At 72.4% G+C, this 19622-nt stretch carries 15 protein-coding genes; 10 read left to right on the top strand and 5 right to left on the bottom strand.

The window, feature by feature from the left end; genetic code table 11:
• The first annotated feature begins 1 nt into the window (after position 1).
• Both malQ and ACZ4VK_RS04285 read left to right on the top strand, forming a co-directional pair.
• Positions 2–2065 (top strand): 4-alpha-glucanotransferase, encoded by a 2064-nt coding sequence (gene malQ, locus ACZ4VK_RS04290; protein ID WP_468348247.1) that lies wholly within the window; start codon positions 2–4, stop codon positions 2063–2065.
• A gap of 67 nt (positions 2066–2132) precedes the next feature.
• Positions 2133–2360, top strand: coding sequence for a hypothetical protein (locus ACZ4VK_RS04285; protein ID WP_384100669.1), 228 nt, complete (start codon positions 2133–2135; stop codon positions 2358–2360).
• A gap of 96 nt (positions 2361–2456) precedes the next feature.
• On the opposite strand, the gene ACZ4VK_RS04280 is transcribed toward ACZ4VK_RS04285, so the two are convergent.
• On the bottom strand, positions 2457–2963 hold the full coding sequence (locus ACZ4VK_RS04280) for a MarR family winged helix-turn-helix transcriptional regulator (RefSeq protein ID WP_389679222.1): 507 nt from the start codon (positions 2961–2963) through the stop codon (positions 2457–2459).
• Between the two features lie 136 nt (positions 2964–3099).
• Between ACZ4VK_RS04280 and ACZ4VK_RS04275 the strand changes: the two genes are divergently transcribed.
• The 5 genes from ACZ4VK_RS04275 to ACZ4VK_RS04255 all read left to right on the top strand — a co-directional run bounded on the left by ACZ4VK_RS04275 (position 3100) and on the right by ACZ4VK_RS04255 (position 9041).
• Positions 3100–4059 carry an EamA family transporter gene (locus ACZ4VK_RS04275; protein ID WP_468348244.1) on the top strand — a complete coding sequence of 320 codons (960 nt, stop codon included), beginning with the start codon at positions 3100–3102 and terminating at the stop codon, positions 4057–4059.
• 5 nt (positions 4060–4064) lie between these two features.
• Positions 4065–5066: a DMT family transporter gene (locus tag ACZ4VK_RS04270; protein ID WP_468348242.1), complete on the top strand. Its 1002-nt coding sequence runs from the start codon at positions 4065–4067 to the stop codon at positions 5064–5066.
• A 10-nt stretch (positions 5067–5076) separates the two neighbouring features.
• A complete protein-coding gene (locus tag ACZ4VK_RS04265) occupies positions 5077–6033 on the top strand; it encodes a LysR family transcriptional regulator (protein WP_468348239.1) in 957 nt (318 codons plus the stop codon).
• A 59-nt stretch (positions 6034–6092) separates the two neighbouring features.
• Positions 6093–7226, top strand: a complete 1134-nt coding sequence (gene alc, locus ACZ4VK_RS04260) for an allantoicase (RefSeq protein ID WP_468348237.1) — start codon at positions 6093–6095, stop codon at positions 7224–7226.
• Positions 7227–7325: 99 nt separating this feature from the next.
• Entirely contained in the window at positions 7326–9041 is a 1716-nt protein-coding gene (locus ACZ4VK_RS04255) for an FG-GAP-like repeat-containing protein (RefSeq protein WP_468348235.1), read from the top strand.
• A gap of 64 nt (positions 9042–9105) precedes the next feature.
• On the opposite strand, the gene pepN is transcribed toward ACZ4VK_RS04255, so the two are convergent.
• The 4 genes from pepN to ACZ4VK_RS04235 all read right to left on the bottom strand — a co-directional run bounded on the left by pepN (position 9106) and on the right by ACZ4VK_RS04235 (position 17030).
• Positions 9106–11679: an aminopeptidase N gene (pepN, locus tag ACZ4VK_RS04250; RefSeq protein WP_468348232.1), complete on the bottom strand. Its 2574-nt coding sequence runs from the start codon at positions 11677–11679 to the stop codon at positions 9106–9108.
• 139 nt (positions 11680–11818) lie between these two features.
• A complete protein-coding gene (locus ACZ4VK_RS04245; protein ID WP_468348230.1) occupies positions 11819–12835 on the bottom strand; it encodes an aspartate-semialdehyde dehydrogenase in 1017 nt (338 codons plus the stop codon).
• A 159-nt stretch (positions 12836–12994) separates the two neighbouring features.
• The gene (locus ACZ4VK_RS04240) at positions 12995–16306 is read right to left on the bottom strand and encodes a S8 family serine peptidase (protein ID WP_468348228.1); all 3312 of its coding nucleotides are present in this window, start codon (positions 16304–16306) and stop codon (positions 12995–12997) included.
• A 181-nt stretch (positions 16307–16487) separates the two neighbouring features.
• Positions 16488–17030 carry a CGNR zinc finger domain-containing protein gene (locus ACZ4VK_RS04235; RefSeq protein WP_468348226.1) on the bottom strand — a complete coding sequence of 181 codons (543 nt, stop codon included), beginning with the start codon at positions 17028–17030 and terminating at the stop codon, positions 16488–16490.
• A 359-nt stretch (positions 17031–17389) separates the two neighbouring features.
• On the opposite strand from ACZ4VK_RS04235, the gene ACZ4VK_RS04230 reads away from it, so the two are divergent.
• The 3 genes from ACZ4VK_RS04230 (at position 17390) to ACZ4VK_RS04220 (ending at position 19621) form a co-directional block, all read left to right on the top strand.
• Complete coding sequence (locus ACZ4VK_RS04230) at positions 17390–17833, top strand: HPP family protein (protein WP_468348850.1); 444 nt, start codon at positions 17390–17392, stop codon at positions 17831–17833.
• A gap of 9 nt (positions 17834–17842) precedes the next feature.
• On the top strand, positions 17843–18310 hold the full coding sequence (locus tag ACZ4VK_RS04225) for an NUDIX hydrolase (protein WP_468348224.1): 468 nt from the start codon (positions 17843–17845) through the stop codon (positions 18308–18310).
• Between the two features lie 183 nt (positions 18311–18493).
• Positions 18494–19621: a serine hydrolase domain-containing protein gene (locus ACZ4VK_RS04220; RefSeq protein WP_468348222.1), complete on the top strand. Its 1128-nt coding sequence runs from the start codon at positions 18494–18496 to the stop codon at positions 19619–19621.
• Position 19622: the final 1 nt, after the last annotated feature.

The raw sequence follows: 19622 nt of genomic DNA, 5'->3' as shown, positions 1-19622 counted from the left end.
AGTGACCCTGGCCCGTCTCGCCGCCCGTCACGGCGTCGCCACCGCCTACAGCCCCTCCGAAGGTGTCACCGTGCCCGTGCCGGAGGCCACCGTGGTGGCCGTCCTCGGCGCCCTCGGCGTGGACGCGGCCACCCCCGAAGCGGTCGAGGCCGCCCTCGGCGCGGCGGAACGGGCCGACCGGGAGCGCCTCCTGCCCCCGACGCTCGTCCGGCGGCGGGGCGAGGAGCCGGCCCGCCCGCCCGCGGGCCTGCCGCCCGGCACCCGGCTCCGGGTCACCACCGAGGACGGCGCCGTCGTCACCGGCCCCGACTGGGAGCGGCTGCCCCTCGGCGTCCACACCGTGGAGGCCGAGGCCCCCGACGGGCGCGCGGCCACCAGCACCCTGATCGTGAGCCCCGCGCGCGTGCCCGGCCCCGGTCGGCGCTCGTACGGCCTCCTCGTCCAGCTCTACTCACTGCTCTCCCACCGCTCCTGGGGCATGGGCGACCTCGGCGACCTGCGGGAGCTCGCCACCTGGGCGGGCCGCACGCACGGCGCCGGTTTCGTCCAGGTCAACCCGCTCCACGCGGGCGTGCCCGGGGCTCCCAGCGACCCGTCCCCGTACCGCCCCTCCTCGCGCCGCTTCCCCGACCCCGTCCATCTGCGGATCGAGGAGATCCCCGAGTACGCCCTGGTCGGCCCCGAGCGCCGCGAGGAGCTCGACCGGATCCTCGCCGAGGCGGCCGAGCTGCGCGAGCGGGTCCTCGGCAAGGGCGCGGTGATCGACCGGGACGCGGTCTGGGAGGTCAAACGCCGGGCCCTCGAACTCGTCGTCGAGAGCGTGGAGCTCGGCCCGGGGCGGCGCGCCGACTTCCATGACTTCCTCGCCGCCCGCGGCCGCGCCCTGGAGGACCACGCCACCTACCAGGCCCTCGCCGAGCGGCACGGCCACCACTGGCGCGACTGGCCCGAGGGGCTGCGCGATCCGCGCGCGGCCGAGACCGCCGTCCGCGACGACCCCGCCCTGGCCGCACGGGTCGACTTCCACTGCCGGCTCGCCTGGCTGACGGACCGACAGCTGGCCGACGCCGCCGCGGCCGCCCGTGAGGCCGGGATGGAGGTCGGGATCGTCCACGACCTGGCGGTCGGCGTCCACCCGGAGGGCTCGGACGCCTGGGCCCAGCAGGAGGCCTTCGCGGCCGGCATGTCGGTCGGCGCGCCCCCCGACGCCTTCAACTCCCGTGGCCAGGACTGGGGCCTGCCCCCGTGGCGCCCCGACGCCCTCGCCGCCGCCGGGTACGCGCCGTACCGGGGGCTCCTCAAGGAACTCCTGCGCCACGCGGGCGCGCTGCGCATCGACCACGTGATGGGCCTGTTCCGGCTCTGGTGGGTCCCCGAGGGCCGCGAGCCCACCGAGGGCACGTACGTCCGGTACGACGCCGAGGCGATGCTCGCCGTCCTCGTCCTGGAGGCCCATCGCGCGGGGGCCCTGGTGATCGGCGAGGACCTCGGCACGGTCGAGCCCGGCGTACGGGAGGAGCTGGCCGGGCGCGGGGTGTTCGGCACCTCCGTGCTCTGGTTCGAGCGGGACTGGGCGGGCACGGGACGTCCGCTGCCCCGGGACGGGTGGCGCGCCGAGTGCGTGGCCACGGCCACCACCCACGACCTGCCGCCGACGGCCGCCCGGCTCTCCGGCGACCACGTCACCCTGCGGCACCGCCTCGGGCTGCTCTCCGGGGACCTGGAGCGCGAGCGGGCGGAGGACGCGGCGGAGACCGCCGAGTGGCTGGGCCTGTTCCAGCGGCTCGGTCTGCTGCCGGAGGGCCCGGGCGACGAGGAGGCCGAGATCAGGGCCGTCCACCGGTTCCTGCTCGGCACCCCGGCCCGCATGGTGGGGGTCTGGCTGCCGGACGCGGTGGGGGACCGCAGGCCGCAGAACCTGCCGGGCACCTGGGACCAGTACCCCAACTGGCGGCTGCCGCTCGCGGGCCCGGACGGGCAGCCGCTCACCCTGGAGGAGCTGGCCGCCTCGCCCCGGGCGCACGCGCTGCTGCGCGAGCTGCACGCCCGTACGGCGGCCCCTTAGGGCGCTGGCGGCCCCGTACGGCACCCCCGGGCGCGCGGCCCGTTCGGGCGTTCGCTAGTTTTGCACCGTGGACAAGAAGAACGCTCTGCGCGCCGGCTCGCTCGCGGCCGGTACGACGCTGATGATGCTGCTCATGTCGTCCCCCGCGCTCGCGCTCACCCGCGACGACGGCGACGACCCGGCCCCCAAGCTGGAGGTCGTCGAGACCCTCGGCCTGTTCGTGGCCGCACCGCTGGTGCTGTTCCTGGTGATCGCCGGTCTGGTGATGGTGCTCGACAAGTCCAAGAAGGCCTGACCGCCTCCTCCTTCTTCACCGAGGGCGCCGCACGGTACGACGTACCGCGCGGCGCCCTCGCGTGCGTCCACGCGACCCTGATCCGCCGGACACGCCCTACGCCGTGGTCGCGAGGAGCTTGCGCAGGAGCCCGGCCAGCTGGTCCGCCTCCTCCTCGGTGAGCGCGGCCTCAAGGGCGGCCCGCTGCTCCGCGAGACCGGCCCCGACGGCCTGGTCCACCAGTTCCCTGCCGCGCTCGCTGAGCGTGACCCGCAGGCCGCGCCGGTCGTTCGGGTCGGGGCTGCGGGTGAGCAGCCCGGCCTTCTCCAGCTTGTCGAGCCTGCCGGTCATCCCGCCGGTGGTGATCATCAGCGTGGCGGTCAGTTCGCGCGGTGAGAGCGTGTACGGCGCTCCGGACCTGCGCAGGGTCGCGAGGACGTCGAACTCCCCGAGTGCCATGCCGTAGGGCGCGTACGCCTTGTCCACCTTGCCGCGCATGGCGTTGGCGAGCCGGTAGATCCGCCCGAAGACCGCCATGGGGACGGTGTCCAGGTCCGGGCGGACGGCCGCCCACTGGTCGGTGATGGCGTCGACGGCGTCGTGTCCGGGGGTCTGCGTCTTCATGACCTCAGTGTTCCCTTCTTTCCTCCTCGATGGCAACTAAGTCACTTGCAAGTAAGTAGCTTAGTGGTAAGTTAATTACTGCCAAGCCAGTCCGGCTCCGCACCGGCCGGCACTCCACAGCAGGGGGGAACCCGTCATGTCCCGCAAGGCGGCCGTCGTCGCGCTCACCGCACTCGCCCCGATCTCCTGGGGCTCCACCTACTTCGTCACCACGGAGTTCCTGCCGCCCGACCGGCCGCTCTTCACCGGCCTGATGCGCGCCCTGCCCGCCGGACTCCTGCTCCTTGCGCTCACCCGCAAGCTCCCCCGGGGCGCCTGGTGGTGGAAGTCGGCCGTCCTCGGCGCACTCAACATCGGCGCCTTCTTCCCCCTGCTCTTCCTCGCCGCCTACCGGCTCCCCGGCGGTGTCGCCGCCGTCGTCGGCTCCGTCGGCCCGCTCTTCGTCGTCGGCCTCGCCGCCCTCTTCCTGGGCGACAAGCCCACCGTGAAGTCCTTGCTCACCGCCGTCGCCGCCGCCTTCGGCGTCAGTCTCGTGGTCCTCAAGGCCGGGGCCGCGCTCGACCTCGTCGGAGTGGTCGCCGGGCTGCTCTCCGCCCTCTCCATGTCGGCGGGAGTCGTCTTCACCAAGCGCTGGGGCCGCCCCGAGGGCGTCGGAGCCCTCGCGCTCACCGGCTGGCAGCTCACGGCGGGCGGCCTGGTCATCCTGCCGGTCGCCTTCCTGATCGAGGGCGCACCGCCCGCCCTGACCGGCACCCACCTGGCCGGCTACGCCTACCTCGCCTTCGGCAACACCGCGATCTCGTACTTCCTCTGGTTCCGTGGCATCGAGCGGCTGAGCGCCTCCTCGGCCACCCTCCTCGGCCCGCTCTCGCCGATCACCGCCGCGATCATCGGCTGGGCGGCGCTCGGCCAGGCGCTCGGCCCGGTGCAGCTGCTCGGCATGGTCATCGCCTTCGGCGCCACCCTGGTGGGGCAGCTGGGGCCGCGTACCCCGAAGAAGGCCGCAGCTCCGGAGGGCACCGAATCGTTCAGCTCAGCTGAAGGAACTGGTCAGGAAGTTTCGATGGACCTTGAGGGTTCCGTGGTGCGACGGTAGGCGGCATGAGCCTGATCACCGCCCGCCACCCGACCGCCCCCCTCGCCACCCCGACCGAGACCGCCGCCCCGACCGAGACCGCCACCACCGTCACCACCGTCACCACCGCCACCGAGAGGCCGGCGCCCGCGAGGAAGCTCGCACGGGGCGCCGGCCTCGGCGTGCTCCTCGCCCTGCTCGCCACCGTCGTCTGGTCCGGCAGCTTCGTCGCCACCCGCGACATGGCCGACACCGTCCCGCCCGTCCAGGCCGTCTTCTGGCGCTGGATCATCGCGCTGACCGCCGTCGCGCCGTTCGCCGCCCGCCCCTTCCTGCGCCAGTGGCGGACGATCCGCCGTCACCTCGGCTTCGTCGCCCTCGCCTCGCTCTTCGGCGTCGCCCTCTACAACACCCTCGTGCACCAGGCGGGCCTCACCACCTCCGCCTCCAACATGGGCATGATCATGGCGGCGTCCCCGGTGATCATGGCGGTCTACGCCCGGCTCGGCGGTGAACGCCTCGGCGCCCGGCGCGTCCTCGGGATGCTGACCGCCGCCCTCGGAGTGCTCCTGCTCGTCGGAAAGGGTTCGCTCGCCGTGGAGTTCACCAGCGGCGACCTGTGGATGTTCGCCGCGGCCCTGTCCTTCGCCACGTACAGCGCCCTGCTCAGGCGCAAGCCCGCCGAGATCGACGGACTCGCCTTCCTCTTCACCACGTTCCTGCTCGGCGCCCTCATGCTCGCCCCCGCGTACGCCGTGTCCCTCGCCGTCCAGGGCGGGTTCACCGTCGGCGCCGCCACCGCGGGCCCCCTCCTCTACGTCGGGGTCTTCTCCTCCGCCGTCGCCTTCTTCGCCTGGAACAAGGCCATCGCCCTCATCGGCGCGGCCCGCGCGGGCGTCGTCTACTACCTCCAGCCCGTCTGCGTCGCCCTCCTGTCGTACGCGCTGCTCGGCGAACGGCTCGGCCTCCTCGGGGGCGCGTGCATGGCGCTCATCCTCGGCGGGGTCGCGCTCAGTGCCGCCCGGTAGGTTGCGCCCCATGACCGAGTGGGACATCAAGAAGCTCCAGATCCTCCGCACCCTCCGCGACCGCGGCACCGTCACCGCGACCGCCGAGGCCCTGCTCATGACCCCCTCGGCCGTGTCGCAGCAGCTCACCAACCTCGCCAAGCAGCTCGGCGTACGGCTGCTCGAGGCGCAGGGCCGCCGGGTCCGGCTCACCGACGCCGCCCATCTGGTGCTGCGGCACGCGGAGGTGGTCTTCGCCCAGCTGGAGCGTGCCGACGCCGAGCTCGACGGCTATCTGCGGGGCGACGCCGGGCAGGTGCGGGTGGCGGCCTTCTCGACCTCCGTGCCCGCGCTCGTCGTGCCCGCCGTGCGGCAGCTGCGGACCGCACACCCCGGACTCGACGTCCGCGTCCGGGAGGCCGAGGCGGCGGAGGCGTACGAGCTGCTCTCGGCTGGCGAGGTCGACCTGGCGCTCTCCCTCGCCGCCCACGCCCCCTCCGTACGCGACCCCAAGTTCAGCCGCGTGCCGCTGCTCGCCGATCCGCTCGACGTCGCCCTGCCCGCCGGCCACCCCTGCGCCGACGCGCCCGGACTGCGGCTCGCGGACCTGGCCGCCGAGCCGTGGATCTTCGGGGGCTCCGGGCCCTGGTCCGAGATCACCACCGCGGCCTGCGAGGCCGCCGGATTCGTGCCCGAGCAGGCCCACAGCGCCTCCGGCTGGACCGCGATCCTCGCCATGGTCGAGGCCGGGATGGGCATCGCCCTCGTACCCCGGATGGCCTCGGCGGAACGCCGGGGCGGCACCGGGGCCTCCTCCACACAGGGCGGCGGCACCGGCGTCGTCATGCGCGTCCTCTCCGCCGACCAGCCGCGCCGTCATGTCGTGGCGGCGGTACGGCGCGGCGCCGAGGAGGGCCCGGCGGTGGCCCGGGTGCTCGCCGCGCTGCGACAGGCGGCCGCCGCGCGCGAGACCGTTCAGCAGAACTGAACATGTCCGTCGAAAACATTCGATGGACCGCCGGGGCGGGCTCGCGGGAGAGTCGAGCCATGAGCAGCTTCGACGGGAACGACGCGAACACCGACCCGCACGCGAACGACGCCGCCCCCTACTCCGGGGGCGACCCGTACGCCGACTACCGCACCGGTGACTTCCCCTTCACCGAGCTCGTCGACCTCGCCGACCGCCGCCTGGGCGCCGGTGTCGTCGCCGCCAACGACGAGTTCTTCGCCGAGCGGGAGAACCTCCTCGTCCGCGAGCGGGCCGTCTTCGACCCCGAGCACTTCGGCCACAAGGGCAAGATCATGGACGGCTGGGAGACCCGCCGCCGCCGTGGCGCCGACGCCGGGAACGTCTTCCCCGCCCCCGAGGACCACGACTGGGCGATCGTCCGCCTCGGCGCCCCCGGCGTGATCCGCGGGATCGTCGTCGACACCGCGCACTTCCGGGGCAACTACCCCCAGCGCGTCAGCGTCCAGGCCACCTCCGTGGAGGGCTCACCCAGCCCCGAGGAGCTGCTCGAAGCGAAGTGGGAGGAGCTCGTCCCGCCGACCCCCGTCCGCGGCCACGCCGCCAACGGCTTCACGATCACCGCCGAGCGCCGCTTCACCCACCTCCGGCTCTGCCAGCACCCCGACGGCGGCATCGCCCGTCTCCGCGTCCACGGCGAGGTCGTGCCCGACCCCGAGTGGCTGGAGCTGCTCGGCACCCTCGACCTGATCTCCGTGCTCAACGGCGGTTCGTACGAGGACGCGTCGGACAGGTTCTACTCCTCGCCCACCCAGATCATCCTGCCCGGCACCTCCCGCAAGATGGACGACGGCTGGGAGAACCGCCGCCGCCGCGTCCGCGGCACCAACGACTGGGTGCGCTTCCGGCTGGCCGCGCAGGGCGCCGTCCGCGCCGTCGAGATCGACACCGCCTACCTCAAGGGCAACTCGGCCGGCTGGATCGCTCTCCAGGGCCGCAACGGCGAGTCGGGCGAGTGGTTCGAGATCATCCCCCGGACGAAGCTCCAGCCGGACACCCTCCACCGCTTCAAGCTGCCCGCCCGGGCCGTCGTCACCCACGTCCGCCTCGACGCCTTCCCCGACGGCGGCGTCGCCCGGATGCGACTGCACGGCACCCTCACGGAGCAGGGCGCGGCCGACCTGCGCGCCCGTTTCGCGGCACTCGGCGGCTGACGCCGCAAGGACCTCCGCCCGGCGGCAGCGGCAGCGCACCGACGCCCGCCCGCCGGGCGGACACCACGACCGCGTTCCATGATCAGTACGCTGATCCGAATGACACACCTTCGAAGATCGGCCCTGCGCTGGGGAGTTCGCCTCACCGCCGTCCTGGCCCTGCTCGCCGGCACGGTGACCGTGGCCGCGGCCGACACCGTGGACCCGGCCACCGCGCCGCCGGTGCGCACGATCACGTACAACGTCTGCGGCGCGTGGGACTGCCAGAGCGAACTGGACCTCGCGACCTGGACCGGCAAGGTCCGTGACCAGACACTCGCGTGGGACACCGACGCGCTCATGCTCCAGGAGCTCTGCTTCGGACAGTGGGCCGCCCTGCGCGACGCACTGCCCGGCTACACCGGCGTGTGGACCAGTGCCAGGTCCCATGACGGATGCGCCAAGTGGTCCGCCACCGACACCCGGTTCGGCATGGGGGTCTTCCTCAAGGCACCGTCGGCCGACCGGTACGCGGCCCAGCTGAGCGTTCCCGACGGGCAGACCGCGCGGGCCGTGCTCTGCGCCCGGGGTCCCGTCGACGGCCGCACCACCCTCGCCTGCACCACGCACCTCGCCCAGTACATCGTCCCGGACTTCGGGACCTCCGAGACGCTCGCGAAGATCGACGCCTGGGCCGCGGGCGTCCCCGTCATCCTCGGCGGCGACTTCAACGCGGGCCCCGGGTACTCCCAGCTCGACCCGATACGCGCCGGGCTGCCCGGCACCGGCCCGTTCGCCGAGGCCGACGAGAACGACACGGAGTTCTTCACCAAGGCGTGCGAGGACGACCACGCCACCGTGTGCCGGTCGGGCGAGAGCACGACCTACGAGAACATGAAGTTCGACCACGTCTTCCTCAGCTCCCGCGACTTCCACACCGTGCGCGCCGACGCGATCGAACCCGAGCCCGAGGGCACGCCCCCGCTCTCCGACCACAAACTGCTGCGCGCCGCCGCCCACCCCGAGACCCGGACGGGCTCCGGCACCGGCGGTGACCTCACCGGCGACGGCCGCCCGGACTTCCTGGCCGCCAAGGACGACGGCAACCTGCGTCTCTACTCCGGCACCGGCGGCGGCACCCTGGCCGGCATGCGCCAGATCGGCACCGGCGGCTGGGCCGACGCCGTGATCAGCCACCGCGGCGACTGGACCGGCGACGGGCGCGAGGACGTCCTCGCCCGCATCGGCGACGCCCTCTGGGTCTACCCCAACACCGGCAGCGGAGAGCTCGGCACCCGGATCGCGATGGGCGGGCGCCCCACCGGCTGGACGGGCACCACCCCGCTCGCCGCCGGTGACGTGGACGGCGACAGCCTCCCGGACGTCCTCGTCCGCAGCGTGACCGGCCTCTGGCTGCACCGCGGCGGCCCCGCCGTCGACGGCAGGCCGACCTTCGCCGCCAAGGCCGCCGTCAAGATCGGCGAGGCCGAGTGGGCCGGTCACGACGTGATCCTGCCCGGCGACGTGACCGGCGACGGCAGGGCCGACGTCTGGGGCCGCGACCGTGCCACCGGCGAGATCGAGCAGTACGCGAGCCAGGGCAGCGGACTCCTCCTCGGTCCTGCCGCACTCACCGGCGGCCCGTGGACCGTCGCCGACCGCCGCCTCGCCGTCTCGGCCGGCGACGTCACCGGGGACGGACTTCCCGACCTGTGGACCACCCGTACCTCCGGCACCGCGGAGAACCTGGAGTTCCTCCCGGGCACGGCCACCGGCCTCGGCACCCCGAGGACCATCGGCACCGGCGGCTGGCAATGGATGAAGGCCCTGGGCTGACCACGCCCGAAACGCCGAAGGGCCCCGGACCGCTGCCGGTCCGGGGCCCCTTCACCGGGTACCGCTACTTCGCCGCGTCCGCCGCCCGCGCCCGGAGCGCGCGCTCGACACCCGCGCGGCACTCCGTCACCAGACGCCGCAGCGCCGGGGCCGGGTCGTGCTCGGCGATCCACGCGTCCGTCGCGTCCAGCGTCTCCTGCGAGACCTGGAGCGTCGGGTACAGACCGACCACGATCTGCTGGATCATCTCGTGGCTGCGGGTCTCCGAGACGCCCTTGATCGACGCGAAGTACTTCGCCGTGTACGGGGCGAGCAGCTCACGCTGGTCGGACTGGACGAAGCCGCCGATGACGGCCTCCTGCACGGCGTTCGCCAGCTTGTCGTCCTCGACGACCGAGGACCAGGCCTCGGCCTTCGCGGCCTCGGTCGGACGGGCCGCGCGCGCCGTCGCCGCGTGCCGCTCGCCCGCCGCGGTGCGGTCGCGCTCCAGCTCGCCGGCGATCTCCGTCTCGTCGTAGACACCGGTCGCCGCGAGCCGCTGGACGAACGCCCAGCGCAGCTCGGTGTCGATGGCCAGGCCCTCGATCGACTCGCGGCCCTCGAGGAGCGCGGCGAGCAGGTCGAGCTGCTGCGGCGTGCGGGCGGTCGCGGCGAAGGCACGCGCCCACGCCAGCTGGTGGTCGCTGCCCGGCTCGGCCGCCTGGAGGTGCGCCAGCGTCGCCTCGGTCCAGCGGGTCAGCCCCGCCTCCCGCCACTCCGGCGCCGCGTACAGGTCGAGGGCCGCCTTGACCTGGCCCTGGAGCGACTGGACCACGCCGATGTCGGACTCCTTGGCGATGCCGGAGAGCACAAGCTCCAGGTAGTCGCGGGTGGCCAGCTCGCCGTCGCGGGTCATGTCCCAGGCCGAGGCCCAGCACAGGGCGCGCGGCAGCGACTCGGCGAAGTCGCCGAGGTGCGCGGTGACGTTCTTCAGGGACACGTCGTCGAGGCGGACCTTGGCGTACGACAGGTCGTCGTCGTTGAGGAGGACGACCGCCGGGCGGGACTTGCCCGCGAGCTGCGGTACGGCGGTCAGACCGGCGGCCTCGATGTCGAGTTCGAGACGCTCGGTGCGGACCAGCTTGCCGGTCTCGTTCAGCTCGTAGAAGCCGATCGCGATCCGGTGCGGGCGCAGGACGGCCTCGCCCTTGGCACCGGCGGGCAGCGCGGGCGCCTCCTGCCGTACGGCGAAGGAGGTGATGGAACCGTTCTCGTCGGTCTCGATCTCCGGCCGGAGGATGTTGATGCCGGCCGTCTCCAGCCATGCCTTCGACCAGGTCCTGAGGTCGCGCCCGGAGGTCTCCTCAAGGGCGCCGAGCAGGTCGGAGAGGCGCGTGTTGCCGAAGGCGTGCGCCTGGAAGTAGGCCTGCACGCCCTTGAAGAACTCGTCCTGGCCGACGTAGGCGACGAGCTGCTTCAGGACGCTCGCGCCCTTGGCGTACGTGATCCCGTCGAAGTTGACGAGCACGTCCTCCAGGTCGTTGATCTCGGCCATGATCGGGTGCGTCGACGGCAGCTGGTCCTGGCGGTAGGCCCAGGTCTTCTCCGCGTTCGCGAAGGTCGTCCAGGCGTTCGGCCAGCGGGTGCCGGCCACCGAGGCCTGGCAGGCGACGGAGGTGTAGGTGGCGAACGACTCGTTCAGCCACAGGTCGTTCCACCACTCCATGGTCACGAGGTCGCCGAACCACATGTGGGCGAGCTCGTGCAGGATGGTCTCGGCGCGCCGCTCGTACGCCGCGTCCGTCACCTTCGAGCGGAAGACGTACTGGTCGCGGATGGTGACCGCGCCCGCGTTCTCCATGGCGCCCGCGTTGAACTCCGGCACGAAGAGCTGGTCGTACTTCGCGAACGGGTAGTCGTACGCGAACTTCTCCTGGAACCAGTCGAAGCCCTGCCGCGTGACGTCGAAGATGTGCTCCGCGTCGAGGAACTCGGCGAGCGACGGACGGCAGTAGATGCCCAGCGGGACCGTCTGCCCGTCCTTCTCGTACGTCGAGTGCACCGAGTGGTACGGGCCGACGATCAGCGCGGTGATGTACGTGGAGATGCGGGGCGTCGGCTCGAAGACCCAGATGTCGTCCTTCGGCGTCTCCGGCGTGGGCGAGTTGGAGATGACCTTCCACCCGCTCGGCGCCTTCACGGTGAACTGGAAGGTCGCCTTCAGGTCGGGCTGCTCGAACGAGGCGAAGACGCGGCGCGCGTCCGGGACCTCGAACTGCGTGTACAGATAGGCCTGGTCGTCGACCGGGTCGACGAAGCGGTGCAGGCCCTCACCGGTGTTGGTGTACGCGCAGTCGGCGACGACCTTCAGCTCGTTGCGGCCCTCGACGAGGTGGGCGAGCGCGATCCGCGCGTCGCGGAAGACGGCGGCGACGTCAAGCGCGTGGCCGTTCAGGACGACCTCGTGGACGGCGGGCGCGACGAGGTCGATGAAGGTCGAGGCACCGGCCTCGGCGGAATCGAAGCGGACGGTGGTGACGGACCGGTAGGTGCCGCCCTCCTGCGCACCGGTGAGGTCGAGTTCGACCTCGTACGCGTCCACGGTCAGCAGCGCCGCCCGCTGCTGAGCCTCTTCACGGGTCAGGTTCGTGCCAGGCACCCGGTCAACTCCTCGGTTTCGTGACGTTTGGCCCATCCTTCCACGGGGCCCTTCCCCGGCGCACGACACATTTCCCAGGGCGAACACGGGAGGGGCGGCCACCCACCCGGGTGGCCGCCCCTCTTCCGTACGACCGGTGTCAGCCCTTGAGCTCGGCCGCGACCAGCTCCGCGATCTGCACGGCGTTCAGCGCCGCGCCCTTGCGCAGGTTGTCGTTGGAGAGGAAGAGCGCCAGACCGTTGTCGACGGTCTCGTCCACGCGGATGCGGCCGACGTACGAGGCGTCCTTGCCGGCCGCCTGGAGCGGGGTCGGGATCTCGGAGAGCTCGACGCCCTCGGCGTCCTTGAGGAGCTCGTAGGCGCGCTCGACGCTGATCGGACGCTCGAAGCGGACGTTCACCTGGAGGGAGTGGCCGGAGAAGACCGGGACGCGCACGCAGGTGCCGGAGACCTTCAGCTCGGGGATCTCCAGGATCTTGCGGGACTCGTTGCGGAGCTTCTGCTCCTCGTCGGTCTCGTGCGAGCCGTCGTCGACCAGGTTGCCGGCGAGCGGGACCACGTTGAAGGCGATGGGGCGCCGGTAGACGTTCGGCTCGGGGAAGGCGACGGCCTCGCCGTCGAACGCCAGCTGGTCGGCGGTCTCGGCCACGGCACACGCCTGCGTGCGCAGCTCGGCGACACCGGCCACGCCCGAGCCGGAGACGGCCTGGTAGGTGGTGGCGACGAGCGCGGTGAGGCCGGCCTCCTGGTGGAGCGGCTTGAGGACCGGCATGGCGGCCATCGTGGTGCAGTTCGGGTTGGCGATGATGCCCTTGGGGCGGTCCTTGATCGCGTGCGGGTTGACCTCGGAGACCACCAGGGGGACCTCGGGGTCGCGGCGCCAGGCGGAGGAGTTGTCGATCACGACGGCGCCCTGGGAGGCGACCTTCTCGGCGAGGGCCTTGGAGGTGGCGCCACCGGCCGAGAACAGGACGATGTCCAGACCCGTGTAGTCGGCGGTCGAGGCGTCCTCGACCGTGACGCCGTCCACGACGGTGCCGGCGGAGCGGGCGGAGGCGAAGAGCCGCAGCTCGTCGACCGGGAAGTTCCGCTCGGCCAGGATGCTGCGCATGACTGTGCCGACCTGACCGGTGGCTCCGACGATTCCGACCTTCACGGGGACTCCTCCGTACGTATGTGCAGGGTGCTGCCGGACCATGATGCGTATGTCCCCGGCCACCTTGTCCAATCCATTGTCCACAGGCCGGGACGAGTGTCGGGACGTGAAAGGGGCGGACACCGGTTCCGGTGCCCGCCCCTCACTGGTCCCGCGGTGTTACGGGGTGACGTTCCCGATCAGGACGCTGCCGGAGCCCGCGACGGTGCCGCGGGCGTTGAGCAGCTGGACCTCGCCGAAGAACTGCCGGCCCTCGGGGGCCGCGCCGGCGACGACGACCTGGGCCGCGACCTCGGCGCTCGCGCCGTGGGCGAGCGGGTAGGTCGCGCCGCTGTCGACCTGGACGCTGCCGAGCGAGGCGGAGTAGTACACGTCCTTGTAGTCGTAGGTCGTGCCGCCCTCGGCGTGGACCGCGTAGCCGTCGATGACGACGGTGTACGTGCCCGCGGCCGGCTTCACGAGGGAGACGGACTCCTCCGAGTCGCCGTCCGCCGACTGGCCGACCTGCTTGCCGCCGAAGGAGACGGTGAGGTCGAGGTCGGCGGCCTTGTCGGAGGTGTTGCCGATCGCGATGTCGAGCCGCTCGACGCCCTCACCGATGGTGACCGTCTTCGTCTGCTTCTCGTGGTGCTGGATGGTCGGGGTCTCGACCTTGGCCGAGCCCAGCGAGCCGCCCTTCAGCTTGCCGTCGATGCCGGCGAACTTGTTGGTGACGGTCCACTCGACCGGGGCCGGGGTGCCGACCTTCGCCTCGGCGACGGTCCGCACGGCCGGGTCGAAGGCGGCGCCGAGCACCGAGACACCCAGGGTGTACGGGTTGTCCAGGTCCGGCGACGTCCGGCGGGACTCGACCTCGATCTCCCACACGCCCGGCGTCGGGTTGGCGTAGGAGCGCAGGTCCGGGCGGCAGGTGTTCGCCGGGTTGTAGTGCGGGTAGCACGCGGTGGACGCGGTCGACTCGATGGCCACGCCGTACGGGTGGATCGCGATGAACCGGGTCTGGCTCTTCGACTTCAGACCGCCGAGGGAGACCTCGAGGGAGGTGGCGCCCGCCGGCACGGTCACGAAGTACGACTTGTGGCTGTTGCGCTGGACGGAGCCGGCGGCGGAGAAGCCGTAGCCGGGGGCGACCAGGTCGCTCGCGACGACCGAGGTGGCGAGGATCTGCTTGTCGACGCCCTCGGTGCGCTCGTCGTCGGCCTCCAGGATCACGCTGTGCACGCCGGCGGTGGTCGGCCGGGCCTGGATCCTGACGGTGACCGGCTTGTTCAGCGGCAGGTCGATCTCGTCGTCGCCGAGGATGCGGAAGGTGCCGTCGTTGTATTTGAGGTCCAGCTCGTGCTCGATGGCACGGTCCGGGCCGCTCGTGCGCGTGACGGTGACGTCGTAGACCTTCTTCTGGCCGACCTTGAGGCCGCCCTCACGGTCGTACACACCGGTGCCGGTGTGCGGGGCCGGGAAGATCGCGGTGTCGACCGGGGCCTCGACCTTGTAGTCGTGGGCGGTCGCGCCGTCCTTGATCGAGTCCCAGGCCTCGTTGATGTCGATGAGGCCCGAGCCCTGCTCGTGGGCCGCGACACCGGAGATCCGCTGGGCGGTCGAGGTGAGCGCGGTGCGCAGGGTGAGCGGGGAGAGCGCGATGCCCTTCTGCTTCGCGGCGGAGAGCAGCAGCGCGCTCGCGCCCGCGACCTGCGGGGAGGACATCGAGGTGCCGTTGAGCATCCCGTAACCCGCGGGCAGCGCGTAGCCGGACTCGGCGACGCCGGCGCCGGCCAGCCAGGTCGGGATGGTGTTCACGGCCGAGCCGGGACCGGTGATGGTCGGGGTGAAGCCGCCGTCCTCACGCGGGCCGCGCGAGGAGAAGGGGAACATGGCGTACTTCTTCTCGACCGCGGAGCCGTAGTTGGCGGCCCAGGTCGACTGGGAGATCGCCGCGCCGACCGAGACGACCTTGTCGGCGAGGCCGGGGTCGCCGATCGTGTTGATGCCCGGGCCGGAGTTGCCGGCCGAGATGATCAGCTGCACGCCGTACTGGTCGATCAGACGGGTGTAGAGCCGCGAGCGGACGTTGTCGCCGTCGTTCTGCGCGGGCAGGCCGCCGATCGACATGTTGACGATGTCGACGCCGCGGTTGACGACGAGGTCCGTCATGCCCTCGGTGAGGGCGGTGTTGGTGCAGCCGCCGGTCCAGGTGCACGCGCGCGAGGAGACGATCTTCGCGCCGGGGGCGGCGCCGTTCATCTTCCCGCCGAAGAGGCCGTGGGCGGCGGTGATGCCGGCGACGTGCGTGCCGTGGGACGACTCGACGATGCCGATGTTGACGAAGTCGCGCTTCTGGCCGACCCAGGTCCCGCCCAGCGGGTCCATCGCGACGTCCTTGCGGATCTCGACGACGAACGGCGTCTTCTCGACGACCTCGGTGGCCGGGTCGTCGGTACCGAAGTAGCCGATCTGGTACCCGTCCTTGTACGGCTTCATCGGCGCGTTGTCCGTGAAGTCGTTGTTCTGGTCGGTGTCCAGGCGGACGGTGCCGGCGGCCGGGTCGTACAGCATGCCGAAGACGTCGGTGGTGTCGCCGTCGCGGTTGATGTCACCGGCCGGGTCGCCGCCCGCGGTGATCGACTCGCTGAAGCGGCTCCACTGGTAGGAGCCCTCGGGCGCCTTCCAGCTCTGGGTGGCCGCGGTGAAGACGGGGCCCGCGACGGGGGTGATCTGGGCGCGCCAGGTGGCGTCGCCCTCGGTCAGCGGGTCGGTGGCGGTGACCCAGTCGACGATCTTGCGCTCGCCGGTGGTGGTCTTCTGCAGCGCCGGGTGGCCCAGGTCGACACCGGAGTCGAGGACGCCGATGGTCACGCCGCGGCCGTCGGCCCTGGGGTGGTCCTCGACGAACTCGACCGCGCCCGTCTCGTGCGACGGGTTGTACGGGTTCTTCGCCGGGGTGCTCTTCGACGGGGCCGGGTAGGTCCGGCTGACCGTGGTGCCGTCGACGGCACCGGCGTCCGGGGTCGGGTCGTCCAGCTTGATCTCGGCCTGGAGGTCGATCGACTGGACGGAGGAGAGCTTCGCCGCGGCCTTGATGGCCGCCTCGGCCTTGGCCGTCGGCAGGGTCGCGCGGACGTAGCCGAGCGCGTCCTGCCGCTTGCCGACGGAGGCGCCGGCGACGGCGTCGAGCTGGCCGGCGACCTGCTCGGTGGCGCCGGGAGCGGTGGCGACGAGGATCGTGACGTGCTTGTCGCCGCTGACCTCGGCCTCGGTGAGGCGCTGGGCGTCGGTGGCGCCGAGCTTGTCGGTCTCGTCGGAGGGCTTGGTCGCCTTCACCGGGGGAGTGGTCGCCGGATCGTCGACGGCCAGGACCGGGGCGGCACCGGCCGCGACGAGCGCGGCGACGAGTCCTGCGGCGGCCGCGATGCGGGCCGCGCGTCTCCCGGAGGGCGAGCGCCCGGGTATGGAGCTCTGGGGGGTCATGTACATCCCTGGTTGTGAAAGAGAGGGTCCGGATTTCGGTACCGGATGACCGCTCAGCCTTTCGTAAACGACAGGGATTTGTGGAGGGCTGACAGGTGGCGGAATGCGTCGATGGCATACATCCGCCACCGTCGACGACACGCCATCAGGGACCAATCACCCTCAACCGGGGCGAACGGGTGGGGTGTCAGTGGTCCTTCGTACGGGCGTAGTGGCGCGAGGCCTTGGCCCGGTTGCCGCAGGCGGCCATCGAGCACCAGCGGCGGGTGCCGTTCCGCGAGGTGTCGAAGAAGTGCAGGATGCACGCCTCGTGGGCGCAGGCCCGGATGCGGTCGGGGGCGGTGCGCAGCAGGTCGAGGTAGTCGCGGGCGGCGGTCCAGCCGGGGCCCCAGGCGGGGTTCGCGAACTCGGGCTCCTCGCCGGGGCCTTCGGTGGTGAGGGTGGCCCGGATGCGGCCGTGGCCGAGGACGGCGTCGACGCGGGCGGTCGCGGCGGGGTCGCCGGGGTGGTCGACGAGCGCGGCGAGCGCGTCCCTGGCGGCGAGGGTGTGGCGCAGGGTGCCGGCGTCGGCGGCGAACCGTCGGTCGAGGCCGTTGGCGGCGAGCCAGACGGCGAGCCCCTCGACCCCGGTGAGCAGGTCCTGGCGGACGCCCTCCTCGTTCCAGCGGGTGTTGAGGAGGTCGAGGGAGACGGGCTCGCCGGTGAGGGGCCGGGGGTCGATGACGGTCATGGCGGCGGCACCCTCCTCGATGAACTAACCCCTCAAGAGTACGTGAGCGGTTGACGCCCCCTATTTCTAACCCCTAAAGTTGTATTAATCGGTTAGGCTGCGTCGTCCGCTGCCGTATCGGGCGCACGGTCGAGACCCCGGCGGGCAGCCCCCTGCGCTGGCCGCCCCCGGAGTACTCCCCCGCCAACCCGACCGAGCCCTGACCCCGGCGCACGCTCCCACCCCACCGACACCCGAGGACCGCCCGTGACCACCACCCCGGCCCCCGACGCGACCCTGCCCACGACGGGAATCGCGACGGTAACCGCGACCGGAACCCCTGCCCCCCGCCCCGGCCCGCCCCGCGCCCCCGGCCCCGGATCCTGCTCGTCTCCACCGCGGGCAGCGTCGCCGCGCTCCTCCTCCTGGTCGCCGTCGGTACCGTGCTCGACGAGCCCCTGCTCATCCCGCCCCTCGCGGCGAGCATGGCGCTCGTCGCCGGCGCCCCCGATCTCCCGCTGTCCCAGCCGCGCTCGGTCGTCGGGGGCCAGCTGCTCTCCGCCCTCACCGGCTTCGCCGTCCTGGCCGTGGCGGGTCCCGGCCTCTGGAGCGCCGCCGTCGCGGGCGGTCTCGCCCTCGGCGTGATGATGTGGGCCCGCACCCCGCACTCGCCCGCCGCGGCCACCGCCGTGATCGTCGCCCTCCAGGCCCCGCACTTCTGGTCGTTTCTCGGCCTTCTCGCCCTCGCCTCCCTCCTCCTGGTCGCCGTCGGCCTCGGAGCCGCCCGCGCCTCCGGCCGGACGTATCCCGTCTACTGGTTCTAACCTCTCCTCATGAAGCAGGAGTTGAGGGTGGCGGCCTACGCCGTGTGCGTACGGGACGGTGAGGTGCTCCTCGCCCGCTGGGTGGCGAGCGACGGGACCAAGCGGTGGACCCTGCCCGGCGGCGGCATGGACCACGGCGAGGAACCCGTACGGACCGTGGTCCGCGAGGTGGAGGAGGAGACCGGCTACCTCACCGAACCCACCGCCCTCCTCGGGATCGACTCCATCCGGCGCGCCTGGCTGCGCCGCCTGGCGAGCCCCGGCGACTTCCAGGGGCTGCGGATCATCTACGAGGCCCAGGTCACCGGCGGCGCGCTGCGCAACGAGACCGGCGGTTCCACGGACCTCGCCGCCTGGCATCCGCTCGACGCCGTCGCCGGACTACCCCGGGTCGAACTCGTCGACATAGGCCTCGACCTGTGGCGCGAACGGCCCCCGGTCGGCCGCTCCCGGCTCGCCGACCCGTCGAACGGCTGACGCCTCCTCCGCCACGAAGCCGGACCCATGCCAAACACCCGGCCCCTCCGCCGCCAGGCCGGCCCCTCTTCCGAACGGCTGAAAAGCGCTCAACCGTCACCCTCCCGCTCAACCATCCCGCCGGCCCCACGGTCCTCCCCGCCGACCGCAGCACACGCACCGCAGAGTTTCAGGGGAGCCCGCATGTCAGCCGTACGCACGACCCGCACCGTCCTCGCCACCGCCCTGGTCGCGGGGCTCACCGCCACGGCGCTCGCCACTCCCGCCCTCGCGGCGCCCGCGCCCGTGAAGCAGGACCACGCCGCCACCCAGCAGGCCCTCCAGGCCGCGGTCGACGCCGGCGTCCCCGGTGTCGTCGCCTCGGCCCGCGACGGCCACGACCGGTGGACCGGCACCGCCGGGGAGCGCGGGGGCGACGATCACTACCGCGTCGGCTCCATCACCAAGACCTTCGTCGCCACCGTCCTCCTCCAGCTCCAGGCCGAGGGCCGCCTCGACCTCGACGACCCGGTCGAGAAGTGGCTGCCCGGCGTCGTCCGGGGCAACGGCCACGACGGGAGCACGATCACCGTCCGCCAGCTGCTCAACCACACCAGCGGCATCTACAGCGTCACGTCCGACGCCGGTTTCCAGGAGAAGGTCTTCGGCCCCGGCTTCCTGGAGCACCGCTACGACCGGTGGACCCCGCGTCAGCTCGTCGACATAGCGATGACCCACGCCCCGGACTTCGCCCCCGGCACCGACTGGAACTACTCCAACACCAACTACGTCCTGGCCGGCATGGTGATCGAGAGGGTTACCGGACGCCCCTACGGCAAGGCGGTCGAGAACCGCATCATCAAGCCGCTCAAGCTGCGCGCCACCAGCGTCCCCGGAACCGACGTGAGGATGCCGAAGCCGAGCTCCCCCGCCTGGTCCAAGCTCTTCGGCGGCCCGGACGCACAGGTCCACGACGTCAGCCGGCTCAGCCCCACCCTCGCCTACGCGGCCGGCGAGATGATCTCCGACTCCAACGACCTGCAGACCTTCTACCGCGCCCTGCTCAAGGGCAGGCTGCTCCCGAAGGCGGAGCTGAAGGAGATGACGACCACCGCCCCCGGGGCGGGGTACGGCCTCGGCCTGATGCAGTCCGAGCTGAGCTGCGGCAAGGAGGTCTGGGGCCACGGCGGCGGCATCCACGGCTCCGGCTCGATGGCCGTGGTCACCAAGGACGGCAGCCACTCGCTCGCCATGAACTTCAACGCAGACTGGACGGGAGACTCCTCGGCCGTCGTGGAGGCCGAGTTCTGCGGCACCGCGCCGAAGAAGTAGC

The organism is Streptomyces sp. NPDC028711 (genome assembly GCF_055565415.1).
This window is presented reverse-complemented; position numbering and strand designations above follow the sequence as displayed.

What these genes read in the sequence shown, in the direction of transcription:
- ACZ4VK_RS04255 (WP_468348235.1), top strand. Translation starts at nt 7,326, where the DNA reads ATGACACACCTTCGAAGATCGGCCCTGCGCTGGGGAGTTCGCCTCACC.
- ACZ4VK_RS04220 (WP_468348222.1), top strand. Translation starts at nt 18,494, where the DNA reads ATGTCAGCCGTACGCACGACCCGCACCGTCCTCGCCACCGCCCTGGTC.
- ACZ4VK_RS04235 (WP_468348226.1), bottom strand. Translation starts at nt 17,030, where the DNA reads ATGACCGTCATCGACCCCCGGCCCCTCACCGGCGAGCCCGTCTCCCTC.
- ACZ4VK_RS04265 (WP_468348239.1), top strand. Translation starts at nt 5,077, where the DNA reads ATGACCGAGTGGGACATCAAGAAGCTCCAGATCCTCCGCACCCTCCGC.
- alc (WP_468348237.1), top strand. Translation starts at nt 6,093, where the DNA reads ATGAGCAGCTTCGACGGGAACGACGCGAACACCGACCCGCACGCGAAC.
- ACZ4VK_RS04270 (WP_468348242.1), top strand. Translation starts at nt 4,065, where the DNA reads ATGAGCCTGATCACCGCCCGCCACCCGACCGCCCCCCTCGCCACCCCG.
- ACZ4VK_RS04280 (WP_389679222.1), bottom strand. Translation starts at nt 2,963, where the DNA reads ATGAAGACGCAGACCCCCGGACACGACGCCGTCGACGCCATCACCGAC.
- ACZ4VK_RS04225 (WP_468348224.1), top strand. Translation starts at nt 17,843, where the DNA reads ATGAAGCAGGAGTTGAGGGTGGCGGCCTACGCCGTGTGCGTACGGGAC.
- ACZ4VK_RS04240 (WP_468348228.1), bottom strand. Translation starts at nt 16,306, where the DNA reads ATGTACATGACCCCCCAGAGCTCCATACCCGGGCGCTCGCCCTCCGGG.
- ACZ4VK_RS04275 (WP_468348244.1), top strand. Translation starts at nt 3,100, where the DNA reads ATGTCCCGCAAGGCGGCCGTCGTCGCGCTCACCGCACTCGCCCCGATC.